The organism is Emticicia fontis (assembly GCF_054779675.1).
This window is the reverse complement of record NZ_BAAGXU010000066.1, coordinates 620,183-642,568: the sequence shown is the minus strand read 5'-3', so window position 1 is coordinate 642,568 and position 22,386 is coordinate 620,183. Positions and strand designations below refer to the sequence as shown.

The 22,386-nt window shown below is 39.9% G+C and carries 17 protein-coding genes; 13 read left to right on the top strand and 4 right to left on the bottom strand.

Features of this window, described 5'->3' with window-relative positions; all coding sequences use genetic code 11:
• Positions 1 to 79: 79 nt before the first annotated feature.
• Positions 80 to 1,066 (bottom strand): ribonucleotide-diphosphate reductase subunit beta, encoded by a 987-nt coding sequence (locus ACYVFA_RS28035; RefSeq protein WP_460475179.1) that lies wholly within the window; start codon positions 1,064 to 1,066, stop codon positions 80 to 82.
• A gap of 254 nt (positions 1,067 to 1,320) precedes the next feature.
• On the opposite strand from ACYVFA_RS28035, the gene ACYVFA_RS28030 reads away from it, so the two are divergent.
• From ACYVFA_RS28030 to ACYVFA_RS28005, 6 genes are all read left to right on the top strand, one after another.
• Positions 1,321 to 2,469 carry a serine hydrolase domain-containing protein gene (locus ACYVFA_RS28030; protein WP_460475178.1) on the top strand — a complete coding sequence of 383 codons (1,149 nt, stop codon included), beginning with the start codon at positions 1,321 to 1,323 and terminating at the stop codon, positions 2,467 to 2,469.
• 139 nt (positions 2,470 to 2,608) lie between these two features.
• A complete protein-coding gene (locus tag ACYVFA_RS28025) occupies positions 2,609 to 3,424 on the top strand; it encodes a M48 family metalloprotease (RefSeq protein ID WP_460475177.1) in 816 nt (271 codons plus the stop codon).
• Between the two features lie 144 nt (positions 3,425 to 3,568).
• Positions 3,569 to 4,096 (top strand): CvpA family protein, encoded by a 528-nt coding sequence (locus ACYVFA_RS28020; protein ID WP_460475176.1) that lies wholly within the window; start codon positions 3,569 to 3,571, stop codon positions 4,094 to 4,096.
• Between the two features lie 4 nt (positions 4,097 to 4,100).
• Entirely contained in the window at positions 4,101 to 4,472 is a 372-nt protein-coding gene (mscL, locus tag ACYVFA_RS28015; RefSeq protein WP_460475175.1) for an MscL family protein, read from the top strand.
• Positions 4,473 to 4,637: 165 nt separating this feature from the next.
• A complete protein-coding gene (locus ACYVFA_RS28010) occupies positions 4,638 to 5,273 on the top strand; it encodes a hypothetical protein (RefSeq protein WP_460475174.1) in 636 nt (211 codons plus the stop codon).
• 106 nt (positions 5,274 to 5,379) lie between these two features.
• Positions 5,380 to 5,850, top strand: a complete 471-nt coding sequence (locus ACYVFA_RS28005) for a YbjN domain-containing protein (protein WP_460475173.1) — start codon at positions 5,380 to 5,382, stop codon at positions 5,848 to 5,850.
• A 79-nt stretch (positions 5,851 to 5,929) separates the two neighbouring features.
• Here ACYVFA_RS28005 and ACYVFA_RS28000 read toward each other — a convergent pair whose 3' ends face one another.
• From ACYVFA_RS28000 to ACYVFA_RS27990, 3 genes are all read right to left on the bottom strand, one after another.
• Positions 5,930 to 7,105, bottom strand: a complete 1,176-nt coding sequence (locus tag ACYVFA_RS28000; protein ID WP_460475172.1) for an RDD family protein — start codon at positions 7,103 to 7,105, stop codon at positions 5,930 to 5,932.
• A gap of 262 nt (positions 7,106 to 7,367) precedes the next feature.
• The gene (locus ACYVFA_RS27995; protein WP_460475171.1) at positions 7,368 to 8,963 is read right to left on the bottom strand and encodes a RagB/SusD family nutrient uptake outer membrane protein; all 1,596 of its coding nucleotides are present in this window, start codon (positions 8,961 to 8,963) and stop codon (positions 7,368 to 7,370) included.
• Between the two features lie 18 nt (positions 8,964 to 8,981).
• On the bottom strand, positions 8,982 to 12,368 hold the full coding sequence (locus tag ACYVFA_RS27990; RefSeq protein WP_460475170.1) for a SusC/RagA family TonB-linked outer membrane protein: 3,387 nt from the start codon (positions 12,366 to 12,368) through the stop codon (positions 8,982 to 8,984).
• A gap of 650 nt (positions 12,369 to 13,018) precedes the next feature.
• On the opposite strand from ACYVFA_RS27990, the gene ACYVFA_RS27985 reads away from it, so the two are divergent.
• The 7 genes from ACYVFA_RS27985 (at position 13,019) to ACYVFA_RS27955 (ending at position 22,386) form a co-directional block, all read left to right on the top strand.
• The gene (locus ACYVFA_RS27985; protein ID WP_460475169.1) at positions 13,019 to 14,287 is read left to right on the top strand and encodes an ROK family protein; all 1,269 of its coding nucleotides are present in this window, start codon (positions 13,019 to 13,021) and stop codon (positions 14,285 to 14,287) included.
• A gap of 10 nt (positions 14,288 to 14,297) precedes the next feature.
• Positions 14,298 to 15,839 carry a sulfatase family protein gene (locus tag ACYVFA_RS27980; RefSeq protein ID WP_460475168.1) on the top strand — a complete coding sequence of 514 codons (1,542 nt, stop codon included), beginning with the start codon at positions 14,298 to 14,300 and terminating at the stop codon, positions 15,837 to 15,839.
• 22 nt (positions 15,840 to 15,861) lie between these two features.
• Entirely contained in the window at positions 15,862 to 17,286 is a 1,425-nt protein-coding gene (locus tag ACYVFA_RS27975) for a glycoside hydrolase family 125 protein (protein WP_460475167.1), read from the top strand.
• Positions 17,287 to 17,462: 176 nt separating this feature from the next.
• The gene (locus ACYVFA_RS27970; protein ID WP_460475166.1) at positions 17,463 to 18,896 is read left to right on the top strand and encodes an alpha-L-fucosidase; all 1,434 of its coding nucleotides are present in this window, start codon (positions 17,463 to 17,465) and stop codon (positions 18,894 to 18,896) included.
• 13 nt (positions 18,897 to 18,909) lie between these two features.
• Positions 18,910 to 19,827 carry a metallophosphoesterase family protein gene (locus ACYVFA_RS27965; protein ID WP_460475165.1) on the top strand — a complete coding sequence of 306 codons (918 nt, stop codon included), beginning with the start codon at positions 18,910 to 18,912 and terminating at the stop codon, positions 19,825 to 19,827.
• Between the two features lie 35 nt (positions 19,828 to 19,862).
• A complete protein-coding gene (locus tag ACYVFA_RS27960; RefSeq protein WP_460475164.1) occupies positions 19,863 to 20,906 on the top strand; it encodes an isoaspartyl peptidase/L-asparaginase family protein in 1,044 nt (347 codons plus the stop codon).
• Between the two features lie 103 nt (positions 20,907 to 21,009).
• Positions 21,010 to 22,386 carry an alpha-L-fucosidase gene (locus tag ACYVFA_RS27955; protein WP_460475163.1) on the top strand — a complete coding sequence of 459 codons (1,377 nt, stop codon included), beginning with the start codon at positions 21,010 to 21,012 and terminating at the stop codon, positions 22,384 to 22,386.

The window sequence follows — 22,386 nt, the reverse complement described above, 5'->3', positions numbered from 1 at the left end:
TTAGATTATTAAACAAAATAGGGACAAAATATCTTTTGCCCCTATCCTTACCAAACTACTGTAACAAAATGTTGTTATCTTAAAATTCTTCGTCTAGTGAGAACGACATTTGTTCTTTGCCCGACATTACGCCGGCTTTCTGGTATTCGCCTACACGTTTTTCGAAGAAATTGGTTTTTCCTTGTAATGAGATCATGTCCATGAAATCGAAAGGATTGGTAGCATTATACACTCTCTCTAATCCTAAAGACTCGAGCAAGTGGTCGGCTACGAATTCGATATACTGGCACATCAATTCAGAGTTCATACCGATTAATGAAACAGGTAAAGCATCAGTCACGAATTCTTTCTCAATCGCTACGGCATCTTTTACCAGATCATATACTTTTTGAGCTTCGTATTTATTCTTGATGTATTGCGTATATAGTAAGCAGGCAAAATCACGGTGCAGACCTTCATCACGAGAAATCAACTCGTTAGAGAAAGTAAGACCAGGCATCAAACCACGTTTTTTCAGCCAGAAAATCGAGCAGAAAGACCCAGAGAAGAAAATACCTTCTACTACGGCAAAAGCCAACAGACGGTCGATAAAGTTTCCGTTGTCAATCCAACGTAAGGCCCAATCGGCTTTTTTCTTTACACACGGAATATGATCTATGGCGTTCAGCATTTTGTCACGCTCAACAGGATCTTTGATATAAGTATCAATCAGAAGCGAATAGGTTTCTGAGTGAATGTTTTCCATCATAATCTGGAAACCATAGAAACATTTAGCTTCGGCAAATTGTACACGGGATATAAAATTGACTGCCAGGTTTTCGTTCACGATACCATCAGAAGCAGCAAAGAAAGCCAATACGTGAGAGATAAAATGACGCTCCCCATCACTCAGTCCTTCCCAGTCTTTCAAATCTGGCGAAAGGTCAATTTCCTCGGCTGTCCAGAAAGAGGCTTCGTGTTTTTTATAAAATTGCCAGATGTCGTTATGTTTGATAGGAAAAAGGACAAATCGGGTTTTATCCTCAATAAGCAGGGGTTCTTCTGCCAATAATTGCTCGTCAGTCATACTTAATATATTTTTAGGTTTAGCCAATCGTTTTCATGACAACTAATTCAAACTTACTATTTTTAACAGCAGTTTCCAATAATTAGTTTTAGAATTTTCCTAAATAATGCCTAATTTATTGATAATCAACCCGAACATAAGCAAATAAATTTTCCATTTAAAACCTTGTTTCATTCATCAGAATTAACGTAAATTTCACACAGATAAACAGCACAACTTTTCATAGAATTCTCAACTCCAAACCATTATCCAGTATGTTTAAAAAACTCGTTATTGCCGTCACGGCAATCACCTTCCTATTGTTCGGGCTGCTATTTTTACCACCTTTCGAGCATATCCGAAACTACCTTTCGTGGGGCAAGCATTCTATCTTTGATTTCAGAACTCACCCGACCCGATTAGTTGAAAACAGCAATATGCCACAGCTCTGGCCATTAGATTCAGCATATAATAAATTGCAGATTCCTGCCGATCTGCTTGCGCAGATTGATTCTAACAATACTCATGCTTTTCTGGTTATTCAGAATGGTAAATTATTGTACGAACGCTATTGGGATGGCTATAATAAAGACAGTATCAGTGGTTCTTTTTCTGCCGCAAAGAGTATAATCTCTATGCTGGTGGGAATTGGCCTGAATGAGGGGAAAATCAAATCTTTAGATCAGCCTGTGGGTAATTATGTTCCGCATTTTAAAGAGGGAGATTTATCTAAAGTGCGTATCAAAGATTTACTCACCATGAGTTCGGGCAGTAACTATAAAGAATCAGACCAAAGTTATCTGGGGCTTTCTGCTAGAATGTATTATGCCGATGATGAACAATATGTAATAGATTTGATGGAAGCAAAAGAAGCACCGGGTGTAAACTGGGAGTACAGAAGTGGTGATACTCAGGTGTTAGGATTAGTGCTTGAAAAGGCATTTGGTAAAGATATTTCAACGCTAGCCTCTGAATATTTTTTGAAGCCAATGGGAGCAGAACACGATGCCTTATGGCTATTGGATGGAGAGAAAAAACATGAGAAGGCCTTTTGTTGTTTTAATGGTGTAGCTCGTGATTATGCCCGATTTGGAGAATTAATGCTGACTGACGGCCAATGGAAAGGCAAACAAATTGTGCCGGAAGCCTATATGAAAGCAGCAATGACACCCGCTAGCTATCTGAAAGACCCAACTGAGGGAGGTAAGCCGGTAGATTATTACGGCTATCAATTCTGGATTGTAAACCATAATGGGATGGCTATTCCATCCATGAATGGATTGTTCGGACAGTATGTATTTGCCATCAAAGAAAAGAACGCCATTATTGTGCGTCTGGGTGAAACCAAGGTAGTAAAACCGATTCACCATTTTCAACCAGAGAACTATACGTATATTAATGCAGCACTTTCTATATTAAAATAAACAAAGTAAATAATAGGCCGATAACGGAAATGATGACAATAGTTGATTAGTTTTCTAAAAAAATGTTACTTTTCGCAAACAATTGCTTATAATTTTAGTACTTAAGCGTAGATAAAAGCTTTATAAAATAATACAACCTATGAGATCATCAGGATTTACACTCAGGCTTATCATTGGAGTAATCATGGCAGTGATTGCTGCCATTAGTTACTATGGCAAAAATCAGGAAAACCCCCTGACAGGTGAGCAACAGCACATTGCCTTAACACCTGAACAAGAAGTAGCGATGGGTTTACAAAGTGCACCCCAAATGGCGCAAGAATACGGTGGCGTATACCCTGACAATGAAGTGCAACAGGAAACTAAAGCAGTGGGTTATAAAATAGTAAAGCAAGTAGAAGAAGAAGCCAGAGCAAAAGGTAAACAAGTACCTTATCAGTTTGATTTCCATGTATTGGCAGACCCGGAAACGGTCAATGCTTTTGCCTTACCGGGAGGACAAATATTTATTACCGTAGGCTTATTGAAACGCCTGAAAAGCGAAGCGCAACTGGCTGGCGTACTAGGCCACGAAGTGGGTCATGTCATTCACCGACACTCGGCACAACAAATGGCTAAATCTGATTTTTATCAGGGATTAGTAGGAGCTGTGGCAACAGCCACTACCGACCCTTACTCGGGTATGGGTGCAGGCCAGATAGCGCAATATGTAGCCCAGATTCAGCAAATGAAATTTGGTCGTGAAGATGAATTACAATCAGATGAATTTGGGGTAAAATACATGATTGAGTCAGGCTATGACCCTAATGCCATGATAGAGGTGATGAAGATTCTGGAAGAAGCCAGTGGTGGCGCCCGTCAGGACGAATTTATGAGTACCCACCCAAGCCCTGAAAACCGTATCAGCAAGATAAAAGAGCATATTGCCAAATATGGCGGTGGGAAATATCAATAATAAGCGTATAAACTAAAGGGTAGTTTTGAGAAAGACTGCCCTTTTTTGTTGCAAAAAGGTATATCTTTGTAAGAATTAATAGGATTAGGAAAGAAATATTTCCGGGAGTTTTACGTATTAATCCTGAAAATCCTGCTTTACCACATGAACGTGCTTGACTTAGTTTTTATCGTTATCCTTTTCTACGGTGCTTATCGCGGTTATGTAAAAGGGCTGTTTATTGAAATCATAGGCGTGATAGCCTTTATTGTAGCTATTGTTGTCGGCTTCAAGTTTTTAGGCTTTGGTATGAATCTGCTCGCACCAACTATTGGTGAAAAGCTGGCGAATCGTTTTCTTCCTTACCTGAGCTTTTCTCTCATTTTTTTTCCTACTATATTCTTAATCAATAAATTGGGTTGGATGCTCCGTAGAGCTTTACGATTTACCATTTTAGGCACAATTGATGGTTTTGCCGGAGCTGTAGTAGGGGTATTTACCTGGGTATTTGGTATCAGTACCTTTCTTTGGCTCATGAGTGCTATTGATATATTTTTACCGAAGCATCTTACTAAAGATTCTATTACCTATCCTACCGTTATTAAGGTAGCTCCTACAGTTATTTCTAAAGTCTCAGACTGGATTCCGGCAGGGGGGAACCTTATCCGCCAACTGACAGAACAGAATAAATAGCTTTATGAGTACTTATAAGCGAATTAAAACTTTTTTGATGCGGGGCAATATTCTTGACCTTGCAACAGGGGTAGTAATTGGTACGGCCTTTCAGAAGATTATTTCGGCGTTAATAGATAAAGTCTTTATGCCTGTGATCGGGGTTCTGATAGGAGGTATTGATTTAAAGAACAGATATACAGAAGTACTATCAGTAAAAATCGGTTGGGGAGAAGCCCTGCAAGCAACTTTCGATTTTGTGATTGTAGGTACCATCCTGTATTTTTTCCTGAAAGCCCTGGGGCAAAACACAGAAGCCAAGCCACAGGTAGATGATTTATTAGTCGAGATTCGGGACGAATTGAGAAAGCTCAATGCCAATTCAGATAAGAAATAAACGCTACATTACGATTTTCCCATTCTATTAGTACTTATCAGCCGATTATTAGTATATTTCCTCCATTTACAAAACCGAAACCTCCATATTCAAATTCAGACTTTGGGCATAGGGTTTTTCCCTGCAACTTTGTGGGGTCAATCAAACATAGATTTATTAAAAGCCATGAAAACTTTAGTCTTTATTCTATTCACGCTTATGCTAACAGAAACCACATTTGCACAAACTGGTGCATGGAAAATTGAAGAAGGCAAATTGCCTAACGGAAACTCGTATACAGGAAACCTGACTATCAAAGCAGTGGGCAAAGCTTATGACGTCGATTGGGTTACTTCAGCTGGTAGCTATGGTGGTATAGGTCTTTTAGCCGATGGGAAATTATTTGTAGGTTATGGTGTTGGCGGTGGTGACTATGGGATTGTAGTTTATAAAGCAAATGCCGCAGAAAAGAATTTTGAGGGTGTCTGGACAACCGGAAAAATGAACGGTGCTACCGGAACAGAAGTAGTAACTAAAAACAGCGAAGGAAACTTTGATGTAGCAGGCAAAAATCCTGATGGAGCGCCTTATAAAGGGAAACTCATGTTACAGAAAACAGGTGATACCTATCAGGCGCAATGGAATGTAGGTGGTGCTACCTATAATGGTGTGGGCTTTCTTTCTGGCGATTATCTGATTATCGGCTATGGTTTCGGACAAGCCTTCGGAACAGTAGAATATCTCATTATGGGTGGCAAGGCTCGTGGCCGTTGGGCAATGGGTGGCGGTGCAAGTATGGGTACTGAGAACATCACCCGTTAATCAGATTAAAATTTAAATATTTGTCATTTCTAATTCGTTAATTTGCGAATCATCTATTATCAAAACAAAAAACTAATCATAATTTTAAAAACTCTTTTTTATAGACATGGATAACTCTCAGAATATTTCACCTAGTCCTTTAGATGTACATTATAACCGTGTGACGGAAATGGTTCATTGCTATGCTGAATCTGTTGGACTTACTCGTGAACAAGTGTACAATCCCGAAAAAACTAACTGGCAGTGGAAAAACGGTTCTGCCAATATTGAAGTATGGATTCAGAAGTTGAATTTTGAAAATGGTTCACGACGCGATTTTTTACGCATTTTCTGTCCGATAATGGAAATACCTTTGGCTAACCCGATGGCATTCTACCGTCGTTTGCTTGAACTGAATGATATTAAATTAGGAATTAAATTTGCCTTGACACCTAATTCTTCTAAAGTATGGGCAAGTTTTGAAAGAGACATCAAAGGTATTGATTATAACGAATTATCTACCTTTATTTCTGACTTTGAATACTGGGCTGATAAACTGGATGACGAACTAAAAGCAGAATTTCCGATTTTAAACTAATGCTTGTTTATTCATATAAGCCAAAAGCCATCAGTGTTTTGCTGATGGCTTTTGGCGTTTTTTAGTACATGATTATCGTTTAAATACTATTATTTCCTGTCTCTGCTACAACAGTTTTAGCTACCATATCATGGATGGTTTGTTTGGCGTCATTACTAAATGCGTATAGAAAAATAAGAGGGAACATATTACACAAAGCTTTTACCAGATTTCTGATAACAATCTCTTTAACTGTCAGATCTCCATTAAGTAGAACAACCTTTTGTCTGACAGCCATTTTACCTAAAGAAGAACCTTTCAAGGCAATATCAGCTACAATAAAATAAATAAATGCGACAACAGCACTATACAAATAAGAAGCTTTCATGTCTTCCGGAAGGCTATAATTAATACCAGTAATGATAGCGAAGTCTATCACAAATGCCAGTATTCTTTTACCCATAGGGGCTATCGTAATATTAGCAGGAATATTGACTATACTTGTTGTAGCACTCTCAAATGCTGCCCAGCTATTAAATCCGGCGAAACTGGCTAGTGTGTCGTTAGGTATAAGCGTTAAGATACATAGTATACCCAATACAATTGCTCCGATAATCAACATAATGGCGGTAAAAGAATCCATACCCTTATCACCACGGCTCAGCATGATTACATTGTCGCTGATTTTTACATCTTCTTTGGTCAATAAACGTTTGATATTGTCAGGCAAAGATGTGCCACTGTAACGACCTTCAATACTAAAATCCGGAGAGCTGAAATAGAGACTGTCCAGATCTTTATCTGTTACGTGCGTATCATGGATAACCAGTTTCGCTTCAATGTTATTGGTATTAGCTACGACAGCAAGACCACCTGATGCATCAGTAGTTACTCTGAATGCTGTTGAGTCGTTACCGGCTATATCCCTCAGGCTATCAATATTAGCCATATTCAGTTTAGACTTTACGGTAGCACTCGGATAAACCGGATAGTAAATCTCCTGCAATGAATTGCTTGTGGCCTTACGTATTTCTACATACGAACCTGACGGCACAACGGCATCGGTAATTTTAAGATAACGGGGTAAATCCGTCGTCGGAGTTTTGAACAATTGATCTAAAGTCATTTCTACAGGCTTGCCCGAGGCCATATTAAACTGAAGATCAGGCAAAGCGATTGTGAAAATAGCGATAAGTGCCAGAACGATTCCGGCCAGACGATAAAGGATACTAACCCTTTTTAGGAACACAACAGTTTTTACGAAGAATTCTTTCATTAAGTGGTAGTGAGTTTTAGGTAAAAAATCCCACAAAATTAATTTAAAAACTCAATTTACTATATATACGTAGAAGATAATTGCGGATAAAAATGATAAGCAGTACAAAGAATGGGTAGAATAATTTTAGGTAGTAGGGTTGGTAAATTGAAAAAAGAAAAAAGCCCTCAACAGAGGGCCTTTTTTCTGGAAAAACTATGATGAAACAATTCTACTTAATAATTTTCATTTGTAATTCAAAGATACAAATTCTTCTTTGAAATTATTGTGCTATCCACAATTTTGTTGTATTCAGATTCGTACCACCCGCTGCTGTTTTAAAGTTTTCAGCATTGTAAGTGATTTCATCATCAGGGTACACAAAACGGCTGTAGTTAGCAAAGTTTCCTGTATAATACTGTGTATTCGAAGTCGACATCGGCGTTTTGTTTCCGGTTCTTCTCTTCAAAGTCCAGGCATCAAATGGTTGTCTGAATTGGTCAATCCACAACTGTGCATAAATCTGGTTTAATGCTGTAGTGGCATCAGCCGAATAAGCTACTGCCGGGCTAGCCAACAAAGTAGTCATTTCAGCTGTAGTTGCTTTAGCCGAAGCTGGTTTCGCTACTGTCCATACAGGAGAGCTAACCGCAATACCTTTCCACATATCTACCGATGCTTTCACACCTGCTTCGTATTCAGTTTTAGCTGTTGCGGCATTGGCAGTTACGCCCATACCTCTGTTATAAATCTCAGCTTTGATAAAACGTACTTGCGCTGCTGTTAAGATTAACTCAGGAACAGAAGTTAAATCCTGCTCGAAATACAAGTTTACTGGTGAGTAAAGGTTGCTGGCACCTTTATCGCTCCAGGCTGTATAACGTTTTTTATCGTATGGCAAACCACCTTCAGTTGGTGTTACACCAGAGATTGGGTTTTGTGGATACGCTACCCATTCACCTGCGTTATTTGGCTCATAGAAGATTTTTGCACGAGGGTCGAAAATACCACTACCGTCTTTGTTATCATTTGCCGACATCAGGTGCCACATCGTAGAACCCATTCTCAAATAACAGTTAGCCGAGAACGACCACTCACGCCATTGTAAAGAAAGATTCAACGCTGCAGGCCAGATACCCACATTATCAGTATCAGCCAATAATGGTTTGGTCAATGCTTCGGTGATATGTGTAGTTGCCAATGTTTTGTCTTTGTCATAGATCGTAGCAGCTATATATAAACGAAGACTGTTTGCAAACTTAGTCCACATCGCTACGTCACCTTTGAAAAGCGTTTCGTAGTTGCCTAACGAAACTTGAGATGCATCTGCTTTCAGGTTATCAACTGCCCATTTCAGATTAGTCAAAATGTCGGTATAGATTTCCTGTTGCGTATTGTATTTGGCTTTATATACTCCTGTTCCCTTAGAAGCCGCAAGTGCCGCATAACCAGCTTCTTTATAAGGCATTGCACCAAAATAGTTGGTAGCTTTGAAGCTCTTATAAGCCATGATGGTTTTCAACATGGCCGATACGTTTGTCATTGAAGCCGGATTAGCATCTTTCTCAATGCGGTCTTCGATGATACGTGCGTTTGCTAAAGTATAGTAGTAATTTTCCCACACCGCACCTTTGGCGTTATCATAAGGGTATGAACCCGACGTGATAGCCGCTTGCTGCGTGATAGGGTAAATCCAGGCATTCATTACTGATTGTTCTCCTGCTGTCAATGGCAATGAACTTACCACTGCGTTGAACATCTCAGGAGTAGAGGCGCTATTTGGTTTATCCCAGGGCGCATTGATTTCTTCAAAGTCTTTCTTACAAGATACCGAAGTAACAAGCAAGGCAACGATAGCTATTTTTGATAAATGTTTCATGATTCTGTGTTTAATAGATTATAACCTTGCTTTTAATGAGAAACCTAAATCACGTGTACCAGGGTATTGCGACCATTGGAAACCTTGAGCGTTACCAATACCGTTAATTGCCTCTGGGTTCATTTTGTCAGGCAAGGTTGTGAATAAATAGAACAGGTTACGGCCAACAAACGATACATCTAATCCTTGTAAGAATCCAGTACGTTTTACGATAGCTGATGGTATAGAGTAAGTAAGGTTCAACTCACGTAATTTAGCCCATGAGTTTTCGAAAATCAGGTTGCTTCTTGGCATTTTCACGTTCGACCAACCCATATACTGACCTGCATATTTATACATATAGTGTACTACATCTGTGTTTTTAGTACCGTCAGCAAATACACCTTCTAAAATAACACCGTGGTTAGCCGTGCTACCATCAGGGTATGTATATGGCAATCCGCCACCGTCTCTTTCAACCAAAGTACTTGGCGACAAACCATGACCCATAGAAGCACCGTAATCAGCCGAGTAAATATCTCCACCCCATTTGAAATCAGTCAGGATATACAAGCTGAAGTTTTTGTAACGGAATGTATTACTCAAACCTCCTGTTAATTTTGGTGTAGTATTACCGATAGCTACCGGATCTGCAGTTGTTACATATTGTGTTCCTACTACAGCACCAGTTGTTTTGTCAAGTACTTTTTGTACAACTTTTTGTCCGTTCAGGTAAGTATAATCATAACCATAGATAGTACCATAGTTTTCGCCTGCTTTTACGTACATCAAAGCACCGTTAGTTCCCCAAAGGTCAGCTAATGGATAACGCTCTATACCATCCGCCAGAGAGATAACTTTATTCTGGTTATGTGCACCATTCAAAGCCAAATCCCATCTGAAAGAACCTGAGTTAACCGGAGTTGCTCTTACGATAAACTCAAAACCTTTGTTAGATAACTCTCCTGTATTGAAAGTAACCGCAGTAGCACCTGAGGATGTTGCCAAAGAAGAACTTAAAATCTGGCTGGTTGCTCTTGTTTGGTAATAAGTCAATTCCGCGCTCAATTTACCGTTTAAGAAACCTAGCTCAGTACCAATTTCAAACGATTTGTTTCTTTGTGGTTGTAATAAACCAGCCGGAGGCAAAGTAGTTTGTAAACTACGTACAGGTAAGCCACCGAACGAAGTAGCCGCAGTACCGTTGATAGTATTGGTAATGGTAGAGGTATTGTAAGTATATTGTGTCATGTATGGGCTAGCACCATTCGCACTTTGTGCCAACGATACTTTTAATTTACCATAACTCAATACGTTCTGATTTTTGAATGCATCAATTGCCTCAGTAAACACAAAGCTTAAACTTCCTGATGGGAAGAAATAAGATGAAGTTGCAATAGGCAAAGTTGAAGACCAGTCATTTCTTCCTGTCAATTGTAGGAACAAATAGTTGTTGTATGATAAATCCGCGATACCGAACAATGAGTTCAGGTTCATATCATAACGGGTTTCACCAGTTGTGATTTTGGTTTTATCAAGATTGTTGTTCAGGTAATATTTGAACGGAACATCAAAGTTACCAGCATTCCAGGTATTTACACCATGACTTCTGCTACGTAGGGCAGAGTTACCTACTAATAAACTACCGTTGAATTTAGAACCAAACAAACCATCTTTATGTAAAGTAGTGAAAGCTTCAAAGTTTACATCCTGATTAGCGATGTTTTCCACACCATATTGGCCCTGAATACCTGCTACATCGATTGGCGTATTTTTGCTTTCAATAGAAGTAGTAGCATTGTTGATAGAGGCACGTCCTGCTAAGTTCAACCAAGGTGTAACATCAGCCGATAGACGGATAGAGCCTAACAATTGGTTACGAGAAAGACGTTGGTTGTTTTCGTAGAATTTCCAGAACATATCCTTAAATGCGTTGTTGTTATAAGGATAGTATTTGAATGGAGAAGACTGGTCAAAGATGTTTTTGCTTCCGTCAGCGTTTTTATATGAATCTAATTCTAACGGAATATAATCGCGTGACATACCGTGAATCATGAAGTTAGCCCAACCGTTATCGTTTGCAGACTCAGGGGTATTCAAACGGTTGTAGTTTGTATAGCTACCAGTGATTTCAGCTTTTACTTTTTTCGAGATATTTAACGATGAACCTAAGTTTACGTTAGTCTGGTCGTAGTTACTGTTAGGAACAATCGCTTTGTTGTCTAATCTGGTTAAACCTACACGTAGTGAACCATAATCACCGCCACCGCTGAACGAAAGGTTATGTGTATTGGTATGACCAGTCTGGAAATACGCTTTTCTATTATCTGGTTGTGCCTCCCACTTACGTTTTACACCATCCCACCAGGTTATTTCAGTGCCATCCAGTTTATGACCCCATGAAGAAGCAGGACCATACCAGCTGAAAATATCCCAAGAAGAATATCCGCCAGGAATAGCACCACCACTACGGTAGTTGTTGTTTACATCTTGTGCATCCCAAGGATAGTTGCCCGGGTAGCGTGGTTGACCATTCACAGTAGGAAAAGGTTGCGTAGCCGACCATAACGCAGAAGCTCCGCCATAACCATACGAATTTTGTACATCCATATAACGATAAGCAGTAGTTGATAAAGACGAGAAGTTATAATCTAAACCGAAACCCTCTCTTTTACCACCCTTTTTGCTTGTAATCATAATTACACCATTGGCACCACGGGCACCATAAAGAGCCGCTGCGTTAGCACCTTTCAAAACTGTAATATCTTCTACTTCGTCAGTATTGATAAAGTTCAGAAACGAACCCCAGTCTTTCGGGCTGGTTACGTCACTGCTTTTACCTTGTGTACCACCCACAGGGTCGTTTTGCACCTGAATACCATCAATAACAATCAAAGGTTGGTTAGTACCTAAGATACTGTTGTTACCTCTGATCACGATTCTTTGCGAACCACCTTGAACACCATTCGGTACAGAGATATTCAAACCTGCTGATTTACCCATCAAACCAGAAGCGATATCTGGTGGAGCAGCTTGTACTAAATCTTTTGAAGCGATTTTTTGTGCAGAATAACCGATTGATTTCGATTCTCTTTTGATGCCCAAGGCAGTTACAACCACCTCGTTTAATTGTTTGCTATCTTCAACTAATTCGATATCGATGATAGAACGACCGTTTACTTCAACGTTTTGAGTAGCAAAACCAATAAACGATACGACCAATGTGATTTTTGAATTTGGTACGCTTATAGAGTACTTTCCTTCAGGGTCTGTTACAGTTCCGTTGTTTGTACCTTTTACAGTAACCGAAACACCAGGTATCGGCTCTCCGCCTGAGGTCACCTTACCTGTAACGGTCTGTGCTAATACCGGCAGGCTAAAGCCCATCAATAATATCAGCACCAACTTTGGTAAAAAATTTCTCATATAATTTGACTAGGTTTAAAATGATTGCTTTAAAAGTTCTTGATTGATTTTCCGGATTGTCTTTAGAAAATGCCAATCCGATAGAAAAATATTGAAAGCGGCTTCTGGGTATAAACCGTGCAGAAGTTTCGAAGTAATAATCATTATTACCCACTATATACTTTGCTTCAATAGTGAGGCGAGGCTTTTAGTGTAAATTTTAGCGATAATTTGACGGTTTAGGGTTAAACATTCTTATGGTACTAAACATTTATTCTCTGTAATTCTGATAAGAAAATCAGAGATGAACAGGCTTATAAAGGTATTTATTAGTAAGTGGATTAAGAATGCGGGTTAAAAGCTGTTGTCTGAAATAGATACGGTTTAGGTTAGGGTTGAGTTAAGGTTTTTTTAAAAAACTGTTAAATATGGCTACAAACATAAATAAAAATTATTTAATAAAAAGTAATTATTAAATTTTTTTAAAAATATGGGATATATTATTAAATTTTGTATGATATTTAGGCTTGATTTGCAAAAAATAGCTTTGTGGAAAGAAGCGATAGTATTTTTTTAATAAATTGCTTAGTATTTTTTTTAATTGACGACCCAAAGCTAAACCAGACATCTGCTTGCATACCTTTTTAATTGCTCACCCGGGTATGCATAGTATGAGCCTAACCTTATTTAACTATAAAAAACCTATGTCAGAAGCTACCCTCTATAACGAGATTGAAATAACCAGTAAGGAATCTGTTATTGACATCAAAAAAAACAAACAAAAAAAAGGAATCATATCCGAACTGTATTTCAACGAAACCAACACTATCGCCGAACTGTCTCATTCTTTACACATCAGTATTCCTTCAATCACTGCGCTTATTGAAGAATTAGTTGAGGAAAAATGGATTGTAGAAACGGGCTTTGGCGTATCCAAACAAGGCCGCCGTCCTGCTATTTATGGGATTAATTCAAAGGAAAAATTTGTGTTGGTATTAGACATTAATACGCACGATACCAAAGTATTTATCCTCAATCTTCGCAATCAGGTGGTATTTACACAGGTATTCGATTTACAGCTGAAAAATAACCCATCTTTCCTGGAGACTCTTTTTGGATTGGTAGACGGTGTGATTGAACAAAAAATAACCAAAGGTAAAAAACTGATTGCTTTGGGGGTGTCTATTCCGGGTTTGGTGAACAAGAATACAGGTATCAACTATACCTACAAAAGCCTGAATAGTGAGAACAAGTCTTTAGGTAAAGCTATTGAAGAACATTTCAAATTGCCTGCTACCGTCATCAACGACTCTAAGGCGAATGCTTTTGGCGAATATCGTTTTGGTCTGGCTAAAGGCAAACACCATGTGCTTTCTATCAACGTTGACTGGGGAATCGGTCTGGGGGTAGTAGTAAATGGTGAGATTTTCGACGGTGCATCTGGTTTTGCCGGAGAGTTAGGCCATATTCAGGTCAATCCAGATGGTGTGCTTTGTACCTGTGGCAAAGTGGGTTGTCTGGATACCATTACTTCTGCTTCTTCGCTGCTTAAAAATATTAAAGATGGCTTACGCCAGGGGAAGGTCTCTAAACTAGGCGAATATAAAGATCATATTGAAGACATTAACCTTGAAATGGTGATTGAAGCTGCCCAACAAGGCGATGCTTTTGCCATAGACATTATTCATAACATAGGTTTAGAGTTAGGCAAAGGCCTTTCGATAGCCGTGCACTTATTTAACCCACAGATTATCATTATTGATGGAGTTCTTTCAAAAGCACAGAAATTAATCGTGAACCCGATTGAACACGCCATTAATAAATACTGTCTGACAGACTTCAAAGAAGACCTAAGTATAGAGATTTCCCAACTAGGCGAAAACGCCAAAATCTATGGGGTACATACTTATGTTGTGGAGAATTTATTGAAAACAGCTTAATAACCAGTTAATGAAGAGATATCTACTTAAGGCATTCGCCTTTATCATGCTGGCTTTTTCATTTTCCTCTTTCAATCAGAAAAAAACTGCTCCAATCCGGCCGAATATTCTGATTATTTTTTCTGACGACCATGCTTTGCAGGCCATTAGTGCCTATGGCAGTCAACATATTAAAACCCCGAATATTGACAGAATTGCCAAAGATGGAGCCATTTTCAGAAATATGTTCTGTACAAATTCTATTTGTGGGCCAAGCAGGGCTACACTCCTGACTGGTAAATTCAGTCATAAAAACGGGCATATTAATAATAAGACTAAGTTTGATACGAATCAGGATATTTTTCCGAAGCATTTACAGGAAGCAGGCTATGAAACCGGCTGGATTGGTAAATGGCATCTGGTGAATCTGCCGAAGTTTTTTAATTACTGGTCAATCCTGCCGGGACAGGGGTCTTATTATAATCCTGATTTTATTGAGATGGACGGGCAAACCCGTCGCCAGGAGGGCTACGCCTCGGATATTATTGCAGGCAGGGCGATAGATTGGTTGCAGAATAAACATGATACTGCCAAACCCTTTTGCCTGATTATTGGTCAAAACGCACCACACCGTACGTGGTTACCAGATACTGCCGACTTACATGCTTTTGATGGTGTAAAGTTTAAAATGCCTGATACGTTCTACGATACTTACGAGGGTAGAGTAGCAGCTCAGAGACAAAAAATGCACATTGCAAAAGATCTGCGCATGGACTATGACCTGAAAGTAGATGATAACAATCTGCCTCATAAAAAACGTATGAACGAGGCGCAACTAAAAGCCTATAATTCTTATTATGAGCCTTTGAATGAACAATTCAAGAAGCAAAACCTGACAGGCAAGGCATTAGAGGAATGGAAGTTCCAGCGTTATATGCACGATTATATGGCTTGCGTGAAATCGTTAGACAGAAACATAGGCAAGGTATTAGATTATCTGGATAAAAACGGTTTGACAGAAAATACCTTGATCGTTTATGCCTCTGATCAGGGTTTTTACCTGGGTGAGCATGGCTGGTTCGATAAACGCTTTATGTATGAAGAATCTTTCCATGTACCTTTAGTGATGAAATATCCAAAATTGATAAAGAAAGGCACAGTCATTAATAACTTTGCTCAGAACATTGATTTTGCACCTACTTTTCTTGAGTTAGCCGGAGTAAATGTCCCAGACGATATTCAAGGAAAATCTTTAATGCCGCTTCTCAAAAATCAGAAACCTGCATCGTGGCGTAAATCTCTATATTATCATTATTACGAATACCCTGACGAGCATAATACCATGCCACATTTCGGCGTGCGGACTGATCGTTATAAACTCATCAGATTTTATGATGATGGAGATTTTTGGGAATTATATGATTTGAAAACCGACCCGAAAGAGCTGAAAAACATCTATGCTTCTGCGCCAAAGCCTTTGATAAATTCACTAAAGCAGGAGTTAAACAGATTGATTGCAATGTATGACGATAAAGAAGCCGCTGAGATATTAAGGAAAGAAACCAAGCTATAAGATTTAACCCTAACCTAAACAAATGCAACACCCTGATAGAAGAACTTTCATTAAAACTACCTCTCTTGCCGGAATCGGTATGATGGCAGGCGGCAATGTATTTGCTGCCGATTTTCCAACCGTTCGTGTAGGGTCGGACAAAAGAAACTTCACCAGCCCGGTGATTGAAGCTACCATTCAACGCATGAAATCATCTATTAAAGATGCTGAATTAGGCTGGTTGTTTGAGAATTGTTTTCCGAATACTTTAGATACGACTGTCATTTTTAAAACCAAAAATGACAGACCTGATACTTTTGTCATTACAGGAGATATTCATGCCATGTGGCTTCGCGATAGTTCAGCGCAGGTATGGCCTTATTTACCTTTAATCAAACAAGATCCCAAACTCAAAGACTTAATAGCCGGAGTGATCAATCGCCAGACAGAATGTATTCTGATAGACCCTTATGCCAATGCCTTTAACGATGGCGCGGGTAAATCAGAGTGGCTATCAGACCACACAGATATGAAGCCTGAGCTTCACGAACGTAAATGGGAACTGGATTCCTTGTGCTATACCGTTCGTCTGGCCTATCATTACTGGAAAATATCAGGTGATACCAGTGTTTTTGATGCGAAATGGCTTCAAGCCGCCAAATTGATTATAGCTACCTGTCGTGTGCAACAACGCCTGACAGACAGAGGTCCATACCATTTTGGTCGTACCACTTCATGGTCAACAGATACAGTGCCGGGCAATGGCTATGGCAATAATACCAAACCAAACGGCCTGATTCACAGCATTTTCCGCCCGTCTGATGATGCTACATTGTATCCATTTCTGATTCCTTCCAATCTGTTTGCCGTAGTTTCTTTCCGTCAACTAGCAGAGATTTCGGAGAAGGTAATTAAAGATGTGGCTTTTGCAAAAGAGTGTACTGCCTTTGCCAATCAGGTAGAAGCGGCTATCAAGAAATTCGCTATCATCAGCCATCCGGTTTATGGGCAGATATATGCCATGGAAGTAGATGGTTTTGGCAACCGCCTATTACAAGACGATGCCAATGTGCCTAATTTGCTAAGCTTGCCCTATTTAGGAGCAGTAAAAGCAACTGACCCTGTCTATCAGAATACCCGTCGATTTGTGCTGAGTGATAGTAATCCTTATTTCTTCAAAGGCAAAGCCGCCGAGGGGATCGGTAGCCCGCATACACTGGTTAATCAGATATGGCCGATGAGTATCATCATGCGCGCTATGACCTCAAATAATGATCAGGAGATTATTGCACAATTGCGTTTTCTGAAACATACACATGCAGGCACAGGCTTCATGCACGAATCTTTCGATAAAGACGATGCCACTAAATTCACCCGCAAATGGTTTGCCTGGGCAAATACACTTTTTGGTGAAATGATACTGAAAATTGAGCGTGAACGCCCGCATTTATTGAAGCAGACTTTTTAATGTATCACGAGATTGTATCTCGTAATAAAACTGAAGCAAATAATTAATATAGATATTGGAAGAAAACCCCACACCTCAACCCCTCTCCCCAACAGTAGGGAGAGGGGCTTCGTTCCCTTCTCCACTGTTTGGGAAGGGTTAGGGATGGGGTTCTTTTTCCTCCAAATCCTAAACAAATGAAGAAAGTAATAGTAGGTCTTATGGTGCTCTTTGGGCAAACCCTTTCTGCCCAACAACATTCAGAACAGAATCATGACAAATACGTGGTTCCGAATGACCCTAAGGTAAAAGAAAAACTAAACCAGTGGCAGAATGTGAAATTTGGCTTAATGATGCACTGGGGCACTTATAGCCAATGGGGCATTGTAGAAAGCTGGAGCCTTTGCCCGGAAGACGAAGGTTGGTGCGAGCGCAAAGGGCCTTATAAAGATAACTGGTATGAATATAAGAAAGCCTACGAAGCCCTTCCTAAAACCTTTAATCCAATAGAATTTAATCCAGAGAAATGGTCGGCGGCAGCAAAAAATGCCGGGATGAAATACCTGGTTTTCACCACCAAGCACCATGATGGTTTCTGTATGTTTGATACCAAGCAAACCGATTATAAAATTACCAATACACCATTTGCGTCAAATCCAAGAAGCAATGTGGCTAAAGAGATTTTTGGAGCATTCCGCAAAGATGATTTTATGATTGGCGCTTATTTCTCTAAACCGGATTGGCATACCAATGATTACTGGTGGTCATATTTCCCACCGAAAGACCGTAATCCATCGTATCATCCGGCTAAATATCCTGAAAAATGGAAGAGCTTCAAGCAATTTACCTATAACCAGATAGAAGAATTGATGAGTGATTATGGAAAGATGGACATTCTTTGGTTAGATGGGGGCTGGGTACGTCCGTTTAGCAGTATTGATACTTCTGTGTCGTGGCAAAAGACCATTCCTTTCGATCAGGATATTGACATGGCGCGCATCGCTAAAATGGGAAGAGAACATCAGCCGGGCTTATTGGTTGTAGACAGAACCGTAAGTGGTGAGTTTGAAAACTACGTAACGCCAGAGCAACAAATTCCTGACCATTATATGCCTATTCCGTGGGAAACCTGTATGACTATGGGTGATTCGTGGAGTTATATCCCGAAAGAAAATTTCAAACCTGCCCGAAAATTAATCCATATTCTGACCGACGTAGTATCAAAAAATGGTAACTTGCTGTTGAATATTGCCCCTAGTCCACAAGGAGATTTTCACGCCGAAGCCTATCAGCGTCTGGAAGAAATTGGTAAATGGATGAAGGTAAATAGCGAGGCCATTTACAATACCAGAGGTGATAACGAAATAGGTAAACAAAACAAATTGGTGTTTACGCATAATGCCAATACTACTTATGCTATTTATAGAGCAGACGAAGGCGAGGCTATTCCGGCAACTATTGAAATACACAATCTGGCTTTATCAAAAAATACTTTGGTGAGCCTATTAGGTAGCAATGAAAAGTTGAAATGGGTAGCAAAAGAAGGTAAGGTAATAGTAGAGATTCCGGAAAAAGTGAGAAAGACAGCGGGCAATAGCTATGCATGGGTACTAAAAATCATCAGACAATAAACCATCACATTTTATGAATCGTCGTCGTTTCCTGAGAAACAGCGCCATGGCAGGTACTCTGGCTGGCTTTGAAGCCACCGCCGCACCTACTCGAAAAAAATCGCTAAGAGTTGCCTATCTGAGCGATGTGCATGTATTCCCAAGCAAGATAGCAGAGGAAGGCATGGCAAAGGCCTATCAGAGTGCCAATGCGCTAAACCCCAAACCTGATTTTATCATTAATGGGGGAGACGCTATTTTCGATGGCCTGGAGAAATCAAAAGACGAAACACAGACCCAGTTTAAACTCTTTCAGAAACTATTAAAAGAGAATAATAAACTAGAAGTAAAGCATATTATCGGCAACCATGACATCTGGGGTTGGTTTAGCAAAACAGAAGATGTAAAAGGTGATAAATTGTACGGAAAACAATGGGTCGTAGACGAATTTCAGATGCCCAAAAGGTATTATTCGTTTACGAAGAAAGGCTGGAAATTTATTGTCCTTGACTCTACTCAACTGAATCCTAAAGGTGGTTATATCGCCTATTTTGACCCTGAGCAATTAGAGTGGCTGAAAGGCGAACTGGCAGCGACAACATCAAGCCAATATATCTGTATAGCCTCACATATCCCGATTTTATCAGCAGCATCAGGCTTGTTTCTGAATAAGAATGAAGAAAATGGCGATATCGTAACACCGCGCAACCTGATGCACACCGATGTATTTGATATGGTGAAGCTATTCAGAAATTATCCTAATATCAAAACCTGTCTGAGCGGGCATTTGCATATGCAAGAGTCGCTTACGTATTGGGATTTGACTTATCTAAATAATGGAGCCGTTTCAGGTGGTTGGTGGAAGGGGGCTTTCAGAGATTTTGAACCAGCCTATGCAATCCTTGATTTTTATGATGATGGCACATTTGAACGTACATTTGTAAAATACTAACAATCTTTTCTCATAACCTACGAACCAACAAACTAATGCAATCAAGAAGAAAATTTATACAATGGTCAGCGCTGAGTTTACCATTTATTTCAGCAACCAAGGCTTTTTCAAACAAGAAAACCATGTCTACCAAACCTATTGTAGTTTCTACGTGGGATAGCGGCCTGGCCGTAAATGCCGAGGCATGGAAAGTGCTGAAGAAAAACGGCCGTGCCTTAGATGCCGTAGAGGTAGCAGCCAATTCAATCGAAGATACCATTAATTGTTGCGTGGGTTTAGGTGGGAATCCAGATCGAGATGGAAAAGTGACCTTAGATGCCTGTATCATGGACGAGAAAGCCAATTGCGGTTCGGTAGCCTTTTTACAGCATATCAAACACCCGATTTCGGTTGCACGTAAACTGATGGAAACTACACCACACGTGATGCTGGCTGGTGACGGTGCCTTACAATTTGCCCTAGCCAATGGTTTTAAAAGAGAGCCGGACAAATTATCAGCCGATGCAGAGAAAACTTATAAAGAATGGTTGAAAAAATCAGAATATAAACCTGTTATTAATATTGAGAAACAGCAGATAAAAGCCAAAAAAACGGATGGCGGCCCATTTGCACCAAGCTATTTTGACGATGGCACGCCTAATCATGATACAATGGGAACCATTGCTTTAGATGCGTCAGGCAATCTATCAGGTGCTTGTACTACCAGTGGAATGGCCTTTAAACTGCATGGCCGTATTGGTGATTCTCCTATTATCGGAGCAGGTTTATTTGTAGATAACGAAATCGGTGCAGCTACCTCATCTGGTCAGGGTGAAGAAGTAATCAGAGTGGCCGGAACGCATTTAGTAGTCGAAATGATGCGTTTGGGCAAAACACCTGAAGAAGCCTGTAAAATTGCAGTGGAACGTATCGTGAAAATCAACCCTGAAAAAGCCAAAGGTTTTCAGGTAGGTTTTATCGCCATCAACAAGCAAGGCGAATATGGTGCTTACTCTATTCAGCACGGTTTTAGCTATTCGGTGACCCTTGCCGACGACGGTGGTAAAGTATTTATGGCCAAGAGTCATTTCCCCAAATAAGCAAACTTATATCCTATAATAATTAGTTGCCATAGGCGTGCCGCGGTTTCAAACCGTTTCACGCCTTTCTTTGCGCCTTTATTACACCATTATAACCTGTTTCATGAAAAAATACCTGATAATCCTGACCACACTGGTATGTTTTCACACATACGCCCAATATCAACCCAACTGGCAAAGTCTTGACCAGCGACAGACTCCTGCCTGGTTTGAAGATGCCAAATTTGGCATTTTTATTCACTGGGGAATTTACTCTGTGCCTGCCTGGGCAACCAATTCAAATGCTGATGGTTTTGGTAGTGGCTATGCCGAATGGTATTGGCAGCGCCTGTTTGCACCTAATCTTAAAATCCATAAAGAGTTTGTAGAATTTCATGAGAAAAACTATGGTAAAGCTTCTTATCAGGATTTTGTACAACAATTCAAAGCCGAATTATTTAAGCCTGACGATTGGGCAAAGATATTCGAACAGGCCGGAGCGAAATATGTGGTATTGACCTCTAAACATCATGAAGGTTTTACCTTGTGGCCAAGCCCTCAGTCATGGAACTGGAATGCCGTTGATGTTGGCCCGCATAGAGATTTAGCCGGAGATTTATCTAAAGCCGTAAAAGCCAAAAATCTACACATGGGTTACTATTATTCTTTATATGAGTGGTTTAATCCTATCTATAAGAGCGATGTAAATACCTACGTAAATGAGCGCATGACTCCGCAAATGAAAGATTTAGTTACGAAGTATCAACCCGATATTTTGTGGACAGATGGTGAGTGGGATCATCCGGCTAAAACATGGAAGAGCGAAGAGTTTCTTTCGTGGTTATATAATGATTCACCTGTGAAAAATTCTGTGGTAGTAAACGACCGATGGGGCAATGATACCAAAAGCAAACATGGGAGTTTTTACACTTCTGAATATGGTCATGGAGGAACAGATAATTCACCAACTAACGGTTTTGCCAGACCTTGGGAGGAATGCCGTGGTATTGGAGAATCATTCGGATATAATCGGAATGAAAACCTTGAAGTGTATCAGACAGGCGAACAATTGGTGCATCAGCTAGTAGACATTGTATCACGTGGAGGTAATTTCCTATTGAATATCGGGCCAACCTCCGATGGGCGTATTCCAGTAATTATGCAGCAACGATTGAAAGAAATGGGCGATTGGTTGAAAATCAATGGTACTGCCATCTATGGCACGCGTAAATGGGATAAAGCGCCTGCCTATACCAAAGAATCAAAATTGCATTTTACGCAAAAAGGCAAGAATATCTATGCTATTGCCAGCAAATGGCAGGAAACGATTACGGTTGAAAATGTAGAAAAGCCTGTGAAAGTAAAACTAATGGGTTTCGATGGAGAGGTAAAATATACCTATAAAAACAAGGTACTTACAATAACGGCTCCACAAGTAAACCCGAATACAATCCCTTGTCAATTTGCCTGGACTTATGAACTAACCGACGCTCTGAAATAA

Excerpts from the sequence above, each read along its gene's own strand:
- ACYVFA_RS27975 (WP_460475167.1), top strand. The coding sequence starts at position 15,862 with ATGCAACACCCTGATAGAAGAACTTTCATTAAAACTACCTCTCTTGCC.
- ACYVFA_RS28000 (WP_460475172.1), bottom strand. The coding sequence starts at position 7,105 with ATGAAAGAATTCTTCGTAAAAACTGTTGTGTTCCTAAAAAGGGTTAGT.
- ACYVFA_RS27965 (WP_460475165.1), top strand. The coding sequence starts at position 18,910 with ATGAATCGTCGTCGTTTCCTGAGAAACAGCGCCATGGCAGGTACTCTG.
- ACYVFA_RS27990 (WP_460475170.1), bottom strand. The coding sequence starts at position 12,368 with ATGAGAAATTTTTTACCAAAGTTGGTGCTGATATTATTGATGGGCTTT.
- ACYVFA_RS27985 (WP_460475169.1), top strand. The coding sequence starts at position 13,019 with ATGAGCCTAACCTTATTTAACTATAAAAAACCTATGTCAGAAGCTACC.
- ACYVFA_RS28035 (WP_460475179.1), bottom strand. The coding sequence starts at position 1,066 with ATGACTGACGAGCAATTATTGGCAGAAGAACCCCTGCTTATTGAGGAT.
- ACYVFA_RS28005 (WP_460475173.1), top strand. The coding sequence starts at position 5,380 with ATGGATAACTCTCAGAATATTTCACCTAGTCCTTTAGATGTACATTAT.
- ACYVFA_RS27995 (WP_460475171.1), bottom strand. The coding sequence starts at position 8,963 with ATGAAACATTTATCAAAAATAGCTATCGTTGCCTTGCTTGTTACTTCG.
- mscL (WP_460475175.1), top strand. The coding sequence starts at position 4,101 with ATGAGTACTTATAAGCGAATTAAAACTTTTTTGATGCGGGGCAATATT.
- ACYVFA_RS28020 (WP_460475176.1), top strand. The coding sequence starts at position 3,569 with ATGAACGTGCTTGACTTAGTTTTTATCGTTATCCTTTTCTACGGTGCT.
- ACYVFA_RS27960 (WP_460475164.1), top strand. The coding sequence starts at position 19,863 with ATGCAATCAAGAAGAAAATTTATACAATGGTCAGCGCTGAGTTTACCA.
- ACYVFA_RS27955 (WP_460475163.1), top strand. The coding sequence starts at position 21,010 with ATGAAAAAATACCTGATAATCCTGACCACACTGGTATGTTTTCACACA.
- ACYVFA_RS28025 (WP_460475177.1), top strand. The coding sequence starts at position 2,609 with ATGAGATCATCAGGATTTACACTCAGGCTTATCATTGGAGTAATCATG.
- ACYVFA_RS27970 (WP_460475166.1), top strand. The coding sequence starts at position 17,463 with ATGAAGAAAGTAATAGTAGGTCTTATGGTGCTCTTTGGGCAAACCCTT.
- ACYVFA_RS28030 (WP_460475178.1), top strand. The coding sequence starts at position 1,321 with ATGTTTAAAAAACTCGTTATTGCCGTCACGGCAATCACCTTCCTATTG.
- ACYVFA_RS28010 (WP_460475174.1), top strand. The coding sequence starts at position 4,638 with ATGAAAACTTTAGTCTTTATTCTATTCACGCTTATGCTAACAGAAACC.
- ACYVFA_RS27980 (WP_460475168.1), top strand. The coding sequence starts at position 14,298 with ATGAAGAGATATCTACTTAAGGCATTCGCCTTTATCATGCTGGCTTTT.